Origin of the sequence: Ornithinimicrobium panacihumi, assembly GCF_052073805.1 — a bacterium.
GTDB lineage: Bacteria > Actinomycetota > Actinomycetes > Actinomycetales > Dermatophilaceae > Ornithinicoccus > Ornithinicoccus panacihumi.
In genome coordinates this window covers 1-14037 of record NZ_JBQGWG010000017.1, presented here as the reverse complement: position 1 = coordinate 14037, position 14037 = coordinate 1, and the positions used below count along the sequence as shown (strand labels likewise).

Genomic DNA, 14037 nt, shown 5'->3' with positions numbered 1-14037 from the left:
CATGCGGATTCCCATGGACTGGCTGGGCGAGTACGTCACCCTGCCCGAAGGCACCACCGGCGAGCAGGTCGCGGCCGACCTCGTCGCCGTCGGACTGGAGGAGGAGGGCCTGCACGGCGGCGACGTGCAGGGCCCGCTCGTCGTCGGCCGCGTGCTGGAGAAGCACCCCGAGCCGCAGAAGAACGGCAAGACCATCAACTGGTGCCAGGTGGATGTCGCCGACGCCAACGGCACCGGCGAGCCCCAGGGCATCGTCTGCGGCGCGCACAACTTCGAGGTCGGCGACCTCGTCGCGGTGATCCTGCCCGGCGGCGTGCTGCCCGGCAACTTCCAGATCAGCGCCCGCAAGACCTACGGCCACGTCTCCGCCGGCATGATCTGCTCGGTCCGTGAGCTCGGCATCGGCGACGACCACGACGGCATCATCGTGCTGTCGCGCCTCCTGGGTGAGGACCGCGTGGCTGAGCTGGACCTCCAGCCCGGGCAGGACCTCATACCCGTCCTGGGTCTGGACCGGGAGACGGTCGAGGTCAACGTCACCCCCGACCGGGGCTACTGCTTCAGCATCCGCGGGATCGCGCGGGAGTACTCCCACTCGACGGGCGCCGCATACACCGACCCCGCCTTGCTGCCGGTCGACCCGGCGACGGGGGACGGGTATGAGGTTCGCCTCGCCGACGAGAGCCCGCTCCAGGGCGTGGCTGGCTGCGACCGCTATGTCGCCCGGATCGTGCGCGACATCGACCTGACCCGGGCCACCCCGGAGTGGATGGCCCGCCGCCTGACCGAGGCCGGGATGCGGCCGATCGGACTGGCGGTCGACGTCACCAACTACGTGATGCTCGCCCTGGGCCAGCCGCTGCACGCCTTCGACCTGGCGACGCTCAACGGCCCGATCGTGGTGCGGCGCGCGCAGGCGGGGGAGACCCTCAAGACCCTCGACGACGTGACGCGCACGCTCGACCCCGAGGACCTGCTCATCACCGACTCCGGCACCCGCATCCTCGCGCTGGCCGGCGTCATGGGAGGCGAGGACGGCGAGGTCACCCCCGGCGTGACGACCGACGTGCTCATCGAGTCGGCGCACTTCGACCACCGCACCGTGGCCCGCACCTCGCGCCGGCACAAGCTGAGCAGCGAGGCCTCCAAGCGCTTCGAGCGCGGCGTCGACCCGCAGGTCACCGCGGCCGCGGCGCAGCTGGCGGTCGACCTGCTCGTCGAGCACGGCGGCGGCACCGCCGACCCGCACATCACCGACGTCGACCAGACCACGGCGGCCGACCCGATCGCCTTCGACCTGACGATGCCGACCCGCTACGTCGGGGTCGACTACAGCGGTGAGCGCGTGCGCGAGCTGCTGGAGATGATCGGCTGCGAGGTGGGCGAGGAGAGCGACGGGCACGTGTCCGTGCAGCCGCCGAGCTGGCGTCCCGACCTCACCGACGGAGCCACCCTGGTCGAGGAGGTCGCGCGGATCGACGGCTACGACAAGATCCCCTCGGTCGTGCCGCGCGCGATCGGTGGCCGCGGGCTGACCCACGCCCAGCGCAGCCGCCGCCTCGTCGCCCGTGCCCTGGCCGGCGCCGGGCTGCAGGAGGTGCAGTGCTATCCCTTCGTCGGCGCCCAGCAGTGGGACGACCTCGGTCTGCCCGCCGACGACCCGCGCCGCACGGCGGTCCGGCTGGCCAACCCGCTGTCGGACGAGGCGCCCTTCATGCGCACCGAGCTGCTCCAGACGCTGCCGGCCACGCTGCGCCGCAACATCTCTCGCGGCACCCGCGATGTCGCGATCTTCGAGATCGACACGGTGACCCTCCCGACGGACGGGCTCAAGGCACCCGTGCCGGACGTGGGTCGTCGCCCCGATGACGCTGTGCTGCAGCAGATCCGGGACGCGGTCCCGGCGCAGCCCTGGCACGTGGCCATGATCGCCGCAGGCCAGAGCGACCGGGCCGGCTGGTGGGGCGGTGGCCGCGAGGTGGACGTCACCGACGTGGTGGGCTGGGCCCACGCGGTCTGCGACGCCCTCGGCGTCCAGGTCGAGCGTCTCCAGACCGAGCGCGCTCCATTCCACCCGGGCCGGTGCGTCGAGCTGGCGCTGGCCGACGGCACGACGGTCGGTTGGGCGGGCGAGCTGCACCCCAAGGCCCTCCAGTCACTCGGTCTGCCCGGGCGGACCTCGGCGGCCGAGCTCGACCTCGACGTGCTCATCGCCGCCTCTGACCACCGGCTCGCGGCGACCCCGCTGTCGACGCAGCCGATGGCCGCCTCCGACGTGGCGCTCGTCGTGAAGCGGTCCGTGCGCTACGGCGACGTGGAGGAGTCGCTGCGGGCCGGGGCGGGTGAGCTGCTCGAGTCGATCCAGCTCTTCGACGTCTACCGCGGCGACCAGGTCGGGGCCGACGAGCAGTCGCTGGCCTTCCGGATGCACTTCCGTGCCCCGGACCGGACGCTGAAGACCGAGGAGGTCAACGCCGCCCGCGACGCTGCCGTCGCCCGCGCGGCCAAGGACCACGGAGCGGTGCAGCGGTGACCGTGCCGGGTCAGCTAGCTCTGGTCACCGGCGCCTCCCGCGGCATCGGCGCCCACATCGTCCGTGCCCTGCTGGGGGCCGGCTGGCAGGTCGTCGGCCTGTCGCGGACCGGCCGCCCGGCCGAGGGCACGAACGGGGCCGAGGCGCTGGCCTGCGACGTCACCGATCCCGATGCGGTCGACGCCGCGGTCGAGCACGTCATCGACAGCCACGGCCGGATCGACCTGCTGGTCAACAACGCCGGCCTGGTCGAGACCGAGCAGCCGCTGTGGGAGGCCGACGTGGACGAGTGGTGGCAGGTCATGGTCACCAACGTCCGTGGTCCGTTCCTGCTGACCCGCGCCGTGGTCCCGCACATGATCGCCGCCGGAGGCGGCCGGGTGATCAACCTCAACTCCGGGTCGGGGACGCGGGAGAGCGACGCCCTCACCGCATACCACGCCTCCAAGTCCGCCCTCGCCCGGCTGACCGGCGGCACGGCCCTGGCGGGGGCCGAGCACGGCGTGCACGCCTTCGACCTGGCTCCCGGCGTGATCGAGACCGACATGACCCACTCGATGGTCATGCACGACGGACGCACCGACTGGACCGACCCCGAGGACGTTAAGGCGCTCGTGCTGGCCATCGCCGACGGGGAGCTGGACGGCTTCAGCGGTCGCTTCGTCCGCGCCGGCACCGACGATCTCGACACCCTGCGGGAGCGCTCGCGCGAGGGGCTCGGCGACGGCGAGCGCATGCTGCGCCTGCGCCCCTGGGGCGAGGACGACCCGGTCGCCTGAGGGACGGCATACCGACGCCATGTATGGGGTTCGCCTCGCCTGGTCCGACCTGCCCACCCGGCTGCACGACTGGGTGGGCGGCGTGCTCGGAGCGCCGGTGGTCTCCGCGTCCTCCCAGCCGGCAGGCTTCTCGCCGGGGTCGGCGGACCGGGTGGTCACCGCGGACGGGCGCCGGGGCTTCGTCAAGGCGGTGAGCCCTGAGCAGAACCCGGACACCCCCGGCCTGCACCGACGTGAGATCGCCGTCCTGCGGACCCTCGCGGACGTGAGGTCGGTCCCTCGTCTGATTGATGCCTACGACGACGGCGAGTGGGTCGCGCTGGTCATCGAGGACGTGGAGGGTCGCCACCCGCTCCCGTGGACGCACGAGACGGTCGCCGCGACGGTGGCGGCCCTGGCCGAGCTGGCGCGGGTGGGTGCGCCCGCCTCGTGGCCGGCGCTGGAGGAGGAGCTGGTGGGGGAGATGGCGGCCTGGTCGCGGCTGCGTGAGGACCCGCCGGCTGATCTGGATCCGTGGTTGGGGGAGCGCATTGCCGAGCTCGACGCACTGTGTGCCCGGACGCTCCCGCGCATGGCGGGCGGTGCGGTGGCGCACACCGATGTCCGGGCGGACAACCTGCTGGTGGACGAGACCGGGACGGTCCGGCTCGTCGACTGGCCGTGGGCCTCGCGCGGTGCGGCGTGGTGCGACGCGGTGATGCTGCTGCTCAACATCCGGTGGGCCGGCGACCTGGACGTGCGCCCCCACCTGGCCGCGGTGGAGGCCTTGGGCGCGTCGCGGGAGGACGTGCTGGGTCTGCTGGCAGGGCTGACCGGCTTCTGCACCGAGGCCTGTCGTCGTCCGGCGGCACCGGGGTTGCCGACCCTGCGGGCCTTCCAGCGTGAGCAGGCCGTGGCCGGGCGGAAGCTGCTCGAAGAGCTGGGCCTCTGAGGTCGCGAGCAACCACTGGGGGCGCTCGGTGGGCGTGGCCAGCAACCATTGGGCGCGCTCGGTGGGTGTGGTGGCAACCATTGGGCGCGCCCGGTGGGGAAGGGGGCGGGAAGGGCGGGGCAGGGCGGGACGCATAGTCATGCAGCACCCTGTATAGTCACGCCGGTGACCAGCATCCCGACGACGCGAGCCGCGCGGCACCAGCGCATCACCGATCTGCTCGAGCGCCACGCGGTGGGCTCGCAGGGGCAGCTCCTGGACCTGCTCGGCGAGGACGGCATCTCGGTCACGCAGGCGACGCTGTCGCGGGACCTGGTCGACCTGGGCGCGGTCAAGGTGCGCCGGGGCAGGGCACTGGTCTACGCGGTGCCGGGGCAGGGGGGCGACAGCACCCCACGCCCCGCCCAGGAGCCGGGCGAGGTCTCGGCGCGGCTGCACCGGCTGCTCCAAGAGCTGCTGGTCAGTGCCCGCGCGGTCGGCAACCAGGTCGTGCTGCGCACGCCGCCGGGTGCCGCCCACTACCTGGCCTCGGCGATCGACCGCAGCGACTCGGTCGAGATCCTGGGGACGATCGCCGGCGACGACACCATCCTGGTGATCACCCACGAGATGGATGGTGGCCCGGCCATCGCCCAGTGGTTCCTGACCCTGGCCGACGCCGACGTCGATCGGGACTGACGGCGTGGGGGAGGATGGACCCATGACTGTGAGCCTGTGGGGTGGTCGTTTCACCGGTGGACCCAGCGACGCGCTGGCCGCCCTGAGCAAGAGCACGCACTTCGACTGGCGTCTGGCCCCCTACGACCTGGCGGGGTCCCGGGCCCACGCGCGGGTCCTGCACAAGGCCGGCCTGCTCTCCGACGAGCACCTGGAGAGCATGCTCGACGGCCTGCGCCAGCTGCGAGAGGACGTGGAGTCGGGGGCGTTCGGGCCGGCGCCCGACGACGAGGACGTCCACACCGCGCTCGAGCGCGGCCTCATCGAACGGGTCGGGCCGGACGTGGGGGGTCGGCTTCGGGCCGGACGCTCCCGCAACGACCAGGTCGCGGCCCAGTTCCGGATGTACCTGCGCGACCAGGCCCGGCTCCTGGCGGGCAAGGTCCTCGATGTCATCCAGGCCCTCGTCGACCAGGCGGCCCGCCACCCCGGGGTCGCCATGCCCGGCCGCACGCACCTCCAGCACGCCCAGCCGGTGCTCCTGGCCCACCACCTCCAGGCGCACGCCTGGGCGCTGCTGCGTGACGTCGAGCGCCTCGTCGACTGGGACCGTCGCGCCGCGATCTCGCCCTACGGCTCCGGGGCGCTGGCCGGGTCCTCGCTCGGGCTCGACCCGGCGGCCATCGCCCACGACCTGGGGATGGATGCGCCGAGCGACAACTCCATCGACGGGACAGCGTCCCGCGACTTCGCCGCCGAGTTCTCCTTCGTGGCGGCCATGATCGGCGTCAACCTGTCGCGCCTGTCCGAGGAGGTCATCCTGTGGGCCACGGCCGAGTTCGGCTTCGTCCGCCTCGACGACGCCTTCTCGACCGGGTCCAGCATCATGCCCCAGAAGAAGAATCCCGACGTGGCCGAGCTCGCGCGGGGCAAGTCGGGCCGGCTCATCGGCGATCTCGCCGGCCTCCTGGCCAGCCTCAAGGGTCTGCCCCTGGCCTACAACCGTGACCTCCAGGAGGACAAGGAGCCGGTCTTCGACGCGGTCGACACCCTCGAGGTGCTGCTGCCGGCCGTCACCGGGATGGTCGCCACGCTGACCTTCTTCCCCGAGCGGCTCGAGGAGCTGGCGCCGCAGGGCTTCTCGCTGGCCACCGACGTCGCCGAGTGGCTCGTCCGGGAAGGGGTGCCGTTCAGGATCGCCCACGAGGTCGCCGGCGAGTGCGTCCGGGTCTGCGAGACGCGGGGGATCGGGCTCGAGGACCTGTCCGACTCCGACCTCGGCGCGATCAGCGAGCACCTCAACCCCGGGGTCCGCACCGTGCTGACCGTGCGCGGGTCGATGGAGTCGCGCAACGCGCACGGCGGCACCGCGCCCGCCCGGGTCGCCGAGCAGCGGGCGCAGCTGACCAAGCGCGCCGCGAGCCTGCGCAGCTGGGTCGAGCAGATGCCCGCCATCCGCGACTGATCTCCGCCCGCCCGTCCGCACCCACACCGCGAAACCGACCGTGACCGACCGCCTCGTGCGTCCGGACCGGACCTTCTTCAGCCCGCCCGCCCTCGAGGTCGCCCCGCTGCTGCTGGGCGCGCACATCGGGTGCGGGGGCGTGGAGGTGCGCCTCACCGAGGTCGAGGCCTACGAGGGCGGCGACGACCCCGGTTCGCACGCCTTCCGGGGACCGACGCCGCGCACCGAGGTGATGTTCGGCCCGGCCGGACACCTCTACGTCTACTTCTCCTACGGTGCGCACTGGGCGGCCAACATCGTCTGCGGCACGGAGGGGCGGGCCAGTGCCGTCCTGCTCCGGGCCGGCGAGGTCGTCGCCGGGGAGCAGGAGGCCCGCACCCGTCGAGACGCCCGGCGCCGGAGCCCGGCCCCGGTTCGCGACCTGGCCCGGGGGCCCGGGAATCTCGGATCCGCACTCGGCCTGGGGCGGGGGCACACCGGGCTGGACCTGTTCGCCGCCGGGAGCTCGGTGACCGTCCGGGTGCCGGTGAAGCCTCGGCCCGCGGACCGGGTGGGGCGTGGCCCGCGCGTCGGTGTCTCCGGGCCGGGAGGAGACGGGCAGCTCTTCCCCTGGAGGTTCTGGCTCGTCGGCGAGCCGACCGTCTCGGCCTACCGGCCCGGGGCGGCCCGGGAACGCACCCGGCTCCCGCTACGCTGACCCAGGCGCACCCGAGGTGCGCCACCGCATACCCAGACCGATCGAGCGACCGACGAGGACCGACAGACGTGAGCACGGGATCAGCCATCATCGACGAGCTGCAGTGGCGGGGGCTGGTCGCGCAGACCACCGACCTCGACGACCTGCGGGCCCTGATGGACGAGGCGCCGATCACCGTCTACTGCGGCTTCGACCCGACCGCTGCCTCCCTGCACTTCGGCAACCTGGTGCAGCTCATCGTCCTGCGCCACCTCCAGCGTGCCGGGCACCGGGTCATCTGCCTCGTGGGTGGATCGACCGGTCTCATCGGTGACCCCAAGCCGACCGCCGAGCGGGTGCTCAAGACGCCGGAGCTGACCGCCGAGTACGTCTCGCGGATCCAGGAGCAGGTCCACCCGTTCCTGGAGTTCGACGGGGACAACCCTGCCGTCATGGTCAACAACCTCGACTGGACGGCCCCGATGTCGGCGCTGCACTTCCTGCGGGACATCGGCAAGCACTTCCGGGTCAACCAGATGATCCGCAAGGACGCCATCGCGGCGCGGCTGGAGAGCCAGGAGGGCATCTCCTACACGGAGTTCAGCTACCAGCTGCTCCAGGGGCTGGACTACCTCCACCTCTTCCGCGAGCACGGCTGCGTGCTGCAGACCGGTGGCCAGGACCAGTGGGGCAACCTCACGGCCGGCGTGGATCTGGTGCACCGCGTCGAGGGCCGCTCGGTCCACGCCCTGACGACGCCGCTCATCACCGACGAGAACGGTGAGAAGTACGGGAAGTCCGCGGGCAACGCCGTCTGGCTCGCGGCCGACATGACGAGCCCCTACGCCTTCTACCAGTACTGGATCAACGTGGCCGACTCCGAGGTCGGCAAGCTGCTGCGCGCCTTCACCGACCGCACGCAGGACGAGATCGCCGAGCTCGAGCAGGCCACTGTGGACAGCCCCCATCTGCGCAGCGCGCAGCGGGCCCTCGCCGGAGACGTCACCACGCTGGTGCACGGTGCCTCCGCGACCGCGCAGGTGCAGGCCGCCTCCAGCGTCCTCTTCGGCAAGGGCGACCCGACCGAGCTCGAGGCCGGGACGCTGCGGGATGCGACGGCCGAGCTGCCCGGGGGAGAGGTGAAGGTCGGCGACGGCATCGTCGATGCCCTGGTGGCCACCGGCCTGGCCGAGAGCAAGGGCGCGGCCCGGCGTCTCATCGCCGAGGGTGGGGTCAGCATCAACAACGTCAAGGTGTCCGATGCCGAGCAGGCGCTGTCGGAGTCCGACTTCCTGCACGGCCAGGTGGCGCTGGTCCGTCGCGGCCGCAAGAACTTGGCGGCTGCCCGAAAGGCCCTCTGACCTGCGGATTTGTAGTTCGCTGCAGAGGTGGTCTACTGTTGTCCTTCGCCGCACCGACAGGGAGGCACGGACACCGAGAGGTGGCCGGTCCCGGGTCCGGCACAACCACTGCATAGGGAACTGCTTCGGCAGGGCCGCGGATTTGACTCCGAGAAATGCAGAATGGTTAACTAGATGAGGTTGCCCCGCACCGAGGCAGATCGAAAGATCGGCCGGGTGAGGTGTGTGTCCGATCCTTGAGAACTCAACAGCGTGTCAGTTTTTTGATGCCAAGTATTGTTTTGTTTGGCCACTGGTGCTTGTCGCCCCCCGCGGTGGGTGCTGGTGGTTTTTGTCAGGTTCTTGGCTCTCTTTTAGGGATCTAAGGGTTTTTATCGGAGAGTTTGATCCTGGCTCAGGACGAACGCTGGCGGCGTGCTTAACACATGCAAGTCGAACGATGAAGCCCAGCTTGCTGGGTGGATTAGTGGCGAACGGGTGAGTAACACGTGAGTAACCTGCCCTTTCCTCTGGGATAACTCCGGGAAACCGGTGCTAATACTGGATATGACTCCAACCTGCATGGGTATGGGGTGGAAAGATTTATCGGGATGGGATGGACTCGCGGCCTATCAGCTTGTTGGTGGGGTAATGGCCTACCAAGGCGACGACGGGTAGCCGGCCTGAGAGGGTGACCGGCCACACTGGGACTGAGACACGGCCCAGACTCCTACGGGAGGCAGCAGTGGGGAATATTGCACAATGGGCGAAAGCCTGATGCAGCGACGCCGCGTGAGGGATGACGGCCTTCGGGTTGTAAACCTCTTTCAGCTCTGACGAAGCTTTTGTGACGGTAGGAGCAGAAGAAGCACCGGCTAACTACGTGCCAGCAGCCGCGGTAATACGTAGGGTGCGAGCGTTGTCCGGAATTATTGGGCGTAAAGAGCTTGTAGGCGGTTTGTCGCGTCTGCTGTGAAATCCCGGGGCTTAACTCCGGGCTTGCAGTGGGTACGGGCAGGCTAGAGTGTGGTAGGGGAGACTGGAATTCCTGGTGTAGCGGTGGAATGCGCAGATATCAGGAGGAACACCGATGGCGAAGGCAGGTCTCTGGGCCACTACTGACGCTGAGAAGCGAAAGCGTGGGGAGCGAACAGGATTAGATACCCTGGTAGTCCACGCCGTAAACGTTGGGCGCTAGGTGTGGGTCCCATTCCACGGGGTCCGTGCCGCAGCTAACGCATTAAGCGCCCCGCCTGGGGAGTACGGCCGCAAGGCTAAAACTCAAAGGAATTGACGGGGGCCCGCACAAGCGGCGGAGCATGCGGATTAATTCGATGCAACGCGAAGAACCTTACCAAGGCTTGACATATACCGGAAACATCCAGAGATGGGTGCCCCGCAAGGTCGGTATACAGGTGGTGCATGGTTGTCGTCAGCTCGTGTCGTGAGATGTTGGGTTAAGTCCCGCAACGAGCGCAACCCTCGTTCTATGTTGCCAGCACGTGATGGTGGGGACTCATAGGAGACTGCCGGGGTCAACTCGGAGGAAGGTGGGGATGACGTCAAATCATCATGCCCCTTACGTCTTGGGCTTCACGCATGCTACAATGGCCGGTACAGAGGGCTGCGAAACCGTGAGGTGGAGCGAATCCCTTAAAGCTGGTCTCAGTTCGGATTGGGGTCTGCAACTCGACCCCATGAAGTCGGAGTCGCTAGTAATCGCAGATCAGCAACGCTGCGGTGAATACGTTCCCGGGCCTTGTACACACCGCCCGTCAAGTCACGAAAGTCGGTAACACCCGAAGCCGGTGGCCCAACCCTTGTGGAGGGAGCTGTCGAAGGTGGGACTGGTGATTGGGACTAAGTCGTAACAAGGTAGCCGTACCGGAAGGTGCGGCTGGATCACCTCCTTTCTAAGGAGCATCACGCCCCCCGGCTGTTTTGTCGGGTGGGTTTTGTGGCCTGCTGCGTGGGCGAGTGTCCCACGGTGGGTTGCTCTGGGTGGAACATCAAGATTCTGTCGCTGCCGCTGTTGGTGGTGGCCCGGTTGGTGAGTACGGCCTCTTTGGGGGTGGGGAAAGCTGGGGCTGTCGCTGGTGGGTGGTGGTGCTGACACGTTGTTGGGTCCTGAGGGATCGGGCCCCTTTGTCGTGGCTTCGTGGTGCCGGCTGTTGTGCTGGCCTGGGCGGGGTCGTGGAGGGGTTGGGTGTCTCTGGTTGTCCGGGGCCTTTGCTTGTTCCAGCTTGGTTGCTGGGGCCGGTGGGGGTTGGCCTGGTCGTATGTTGAGAACTGTACAGTGGACGCGAGCATCTTTGTGGCTTTTATGTTTTTAAGGGCGCACGGTGGATGCCTTGGCACCAGGAACCGAAGAAGGACGTAGGAATCTGCGATAAGCCTCGGGGAGTCGATAACCAGACATTGATCCGAGGATTTCCGAATGGGGAAACCCGGCTGGCTTCATCGCCAGTCACCCGCACCTGAATATATAGGGTGTGTGGAGGGAACGTGGGGAAGTGAAACATCTCAGTACCCACAGGAAGAGAAAACAACATGTGATTCCGTGAGTAGTGGCGAGCGAAAGTGGAAGAGGCTAAACCTTGTCTGTGTGATGACCTGTCAGGGGTTGCAGGCGAGGGGTTGTGGGAGTGTGTGTGCACGTGCTGACACGCGTGCGCGGAGTAAGAAATCGATGGTATAGGCGAAGGGTCTGGAAAGGCCTGGCGTAGACGGTGATACCCCGGTAGCTTAAATATTGTCGACTCCGTATCGCACCACCCAAGTAGTACGGGGCCCGAGAAATCCCGTACGAATCTGGCAGGACCACCTGCTAAGCCTAAATATTCCCTGGTGACCGATAGCGGACAAGTACCGTGAGGGAAAGGTGAAAAGTACCCCGGGAGGGGAGTGAAATAGTTCCTGAAACCGTGTGCCTACAATCCGTCGGAGCTGGACTGCGGTCTGGTGACGGCGTGCCTTTTGAAGAATGAGCCTGCGAGTTAGTGCTCAGTGGCGAGGTTAACCCGTGTGGGGTAGCCGTAGCGAAAGCGAGTCCGAACAGGGCGATCATAGTCGCTGGGTCTAGACCCGAAGCGGAGTGATCTACCCATGGCCAGGGTGAAGCGCGGGTAAGACCGCGTGGAGGCCCGAACCCACTTAGGTTGAAAACTGAGGGGATGAGCTGTGGGTAGGGGTGAAAGGCCAATCAAACTCCGTGATAGCTGGTTCTCCCCGAAATGCATTTAGGTGCAGCGTCATGTGTTTCTTGCCGGAGGTAGAGCTACTGGATGGCTGATGGGCCCCACCGGGTTACTGACGTCAGCCAAACTCCGAATGCCGGTAAGTGAGAGCATGGCAGTGAGACTGCGGGGGATAAGCTTCGTAGTCGAGAGGGAAACAGCCCAGATCATCAGCTAAGGTCCCTAAGCGTGTGCTAAGTGGGAAAGGATGTGGAGTTGCTGTGACAACCAGGAGGTTGGCTTAGAAGCAGCCACCCTTTAAAGAGTGCGTAATAGCTCACTGGTCAAGTGATTCCGCGCCGACAATGTAGCGGGGCTCAAGCACACCACCGAAGCTGTGGCAGTGACACTTTGCTCGGCCCACACTTGTGTGGGTCCAGGCGTGTTGCTGGGTAGGGGAGCGTCGTGTCGGCAGAGAAGCGCCCGAGTGATCGAGGTGTGGAGCCGACACGAGTGAGAATGCAGGCATGAGTAGCGAATGAAGAGTGAGAAACTCTTCCGCCGAATAACCAAGGGTTCCAGGGTCAAGCTAATCTGCCCTGGGTAAGTCGGGACCTAAGGCGAGGCCGACAGGCGTAGTCGATGGACATCCGGTTGATATTCCGGAACCGGCGAAGAACCGCCCAATACCGAATCATGTGATGCTAAACGCCCGAAGCCGTCGCATCCCCTTCACCTTCGGGTGGAGGTCGTGGCGGTCTAGCGCGTGACCCGAGCGTGTAGTAGGTAAGCGATGGAAGGACGCAGAAAGGTAGCCTCCGCGTGGCGATGGTTGTCCACGTCCAAGAGCGCAGGGCCGGGGAGAGGTAAATCCGCCCCATCAGTGCCTCAGGCTTGATAGTGACCGCGTATGCGGGAAGCAGGGCGATCCTATACTGCCAAGAAAAGTTTCTAGCGAGGTTCTAGCCGCCCGTACCCCAAACCGACTCAGGTGGTTAGGTAGAGAATACCAAGGCGATCGAGTGAATCGTGGTTAAGGAACTCGGCAAAATGCCCCCGTAACTTCGGGAGAAGGGGGGCCCGCGGCGTGAAACCCCTAGCGGGTTAGCGTCAAGGGCCGCAGAGACCAGGGAGAAGCGACTGTTTACTAAAAACACAGGTCCGTGCGAAGTCGAAAGACGATGTATACGGACTGACGCCTGCCCGGTGCTGGAACGTTAAGGGGACGGGTTAGCGCGCAAGCGCGAAGCTCAGAACTTAAGCGCCAGTAAACGGCGGTGGTAACTATAACCATCCTAAGGTAGCGAAATTCCTTGTCGGGTAAGTTCCGACCTGCACGAATGGCGTAACGACTTCTCCACTGTCTCAACCACGAACTCGGCGAAATTGCACTACGAGTAAAGATGCTCGTTACGCGCAGCAGGACGGAAAGACCCCGGGACCTTTACTATAGCTTGGTATTGGTGTTCGGTACGGCTTGTGTAGGATAGGTGGGAGACTGTGAAGCAGCCACGCCAGTGGTTGTGGAGTCAACGTTGAAATACCACTCTGGTCGTTCTGGATATCTAACCTCGGTCCGTGATCCGGATCAGGGACAGTGCCTGGTGGGTAGTTTAACTGGGGCGGTTGCCTCCTAAAAGGTAACGGAGGCGCCCAAAGGTTCCCTCAGCCTGGTTGGCAATCAGGTGTCGAGTGTAAGTGCACAAGGGAGCTTGACTGTGAGACAGACATGTCGAGCAGAGACGAAAGTCGGGACTAGTGACCCGACGGTGGCTTGTGGAAGCGCCGTCGCTCAACGGATAAAAGGTACCCCGGGGATAACAGGCTGATCCTGCCCAAGAGCTCATATCGACGGCATGGTTTGGCACCTCGATGTCGGCTCGTCGCATCCTGGGGCTGGAGTCGGTCCCAAGGGTTGGGCTGTTCGCCCATTAAAGCGGTACGCGAGCTGGGTTTAGAACGTCGTGAGACAGTTCGGTCCCTATCCGCTGCGCGCGTAGGAAACTTGAGGAGAGCTGTCCCTAGTACGAGAGGACCGGGATGGACGAACCACTGGTGTGTCAGTTGTCCTGCCAAGGGCACCGCTGATTAGCTACGTTCGGACGTGATAACCGCTGAAAGCATCTAAGCGGGAAGCACACTCCAAGATGAGGTTTCCATCACCCTTCGGGGTGGAGAGGCTCCCAGCTAGACTACTGGGTTGATAGGCCGGATGTGGAAGCACAGTAATGTGTGGAGCTGACCGGTACTAATAAGCCGACAACATAAAACAACAAAGATGTTACGCGTCCACTGTACGGTCTCTCGGGATACGAACACGCCCCCGGGCTAGATGTTCGAACAACTCGATAATGTTACGGCGGCCATAGCGTCAGGGAAACGCCCGGTCACATTCCGAACCCGGAAGCTAAGCCTGACAGCGCCGATGGTACTGCACTGGAGACGGTGTGGGAGAGTAGGACACCGCCGGACCACACTTC

Annotated in this window: 7 protein-coding genes and 3 rRNA genes; all 10 read left to right on the top strand. The window is 66.3% G+C overall.

Features of this window, described 5'->3' with window-relative positions:
* Nucleotide 1: 1 nt before the first annotated feature.
* The 10 genes from pheT (at nucleotide 2) to rrf (ending at nucleotide 14029) form a co-directional block, all read left to right on the top strand.
* The gene (pheT, locus tag ACTMMA_RS13765) at nucleotides 2–2533 is read left to right on the top strand and encodes a phenylalanine--tRNA ligase subunit beta (RefSeq protein WP_441190698.1); all 2532 of its coding nucleotides are present in this window, start codon (nucleotides 2–4) and stop codon (nucleotides 2531–2533) included.
* Nucleotides 2530–3312 carry an SDR family oxidoreductase gene (locus ACTMMA_RS13760; RefSeq protein ID WP_441190697.1) on the top strand — a complete coding sequence of 261 codons (783 nt, stop codon included), beginning with the start codon at nucleotides 2530–2532 and terminating at the stop codon, nucleotides 3310–3312. Before pheT ends, ACTMMA_RS13760 begins: the two co-directional genes overlap by 4 nt.
* A gap of 19 nt (nucleotides 3313–3331) precedes the next feature.
* Nucleotides 3332–4243 (top strand): aminoglycoside phosphotransferase family protein, encoded by a 912-nt coding sequence (locus tag ACTMMA_RS13755; protein ID WP_441190696.1) that lies wholly within the window; start codon nucleotides 3332–3334, stop codon nucleotides 4241–4243.
* A gap of 165 nt (nucleotides 4244–4408) precedes the next feature.
* Nucleotides 4409–4921, top strand: a complete 513-nt coding sequence (locus ACTMMA_RS13750) for an arginine repressor (protein WP_441190695.1) — start codon at nucleotides 4409–4411, stop codon at nucleotides 4919–4921.
* Nucleotides 4922–4943: 22 nt separating this feature from the next.
* Nucleotides 4944–6365 (top strand): argininosuccinate lyase, encoded by a 1422-nt coding sequence (gene argH, locus ACTMMA_RS13745; protein WP_441190693.1) that lies wholly within the window; start codon nucleotides 4944–4946, stop codon nucleotides 6363–6365.
* A gap of 40 nt (nucleotides 6366–6405) precedes the next feature.
* Nucleotides 6406–7062, top strand: coding sequence for a DNA-3-methyladenine glycosylase (locus ACTMMA_RS13740; protein ID WP_441190692.1), 657 nt, complete (start codon nucleotides 6406–6408; stop codon nucleotides 7060–7062).
* A 68-nt stretch (nucleotides 7063–7130) separates the two neighbouring features.
* A complete protein-coding gene (tyrS, locus tag ACTMMA_RS13735; RefSeq protein WP_441190691.1) occupies nucleotides 7131–8402 on the top strand; it encodes a tyrosine--tRNA ligase in 1272 nt (423 codons plus the stop codon).
* Between the two features lie 371 nt (nucleotides 8403–8773).
* Nucleotides 8774–10294: ribosomal RNA gene (locus ACTMMA_RS13730) — 16S ribosomal RNA — on the top strand.
* 406 nt (nucleotides 10295–10700) lie between these two features.
* Nucleotides 10701–13829, top strand: a 23S ribosomal RNA gene (locus ACTMMA_RS13725).
* Between the two features lie 83 nt (nucleotides 13830–13912).
* Nucleotides 13913–14029, top strand: a 5S ribosomal RNA gene (rrf, locus tag ACTMMA_RS13720).
* Together the 16S, 23S and 5S rRNA genes form the textbook arrangement of a ribosomal RNA operon.
* Nucleotides 14030–14037 lie beyond the last annotated feature (8 nt).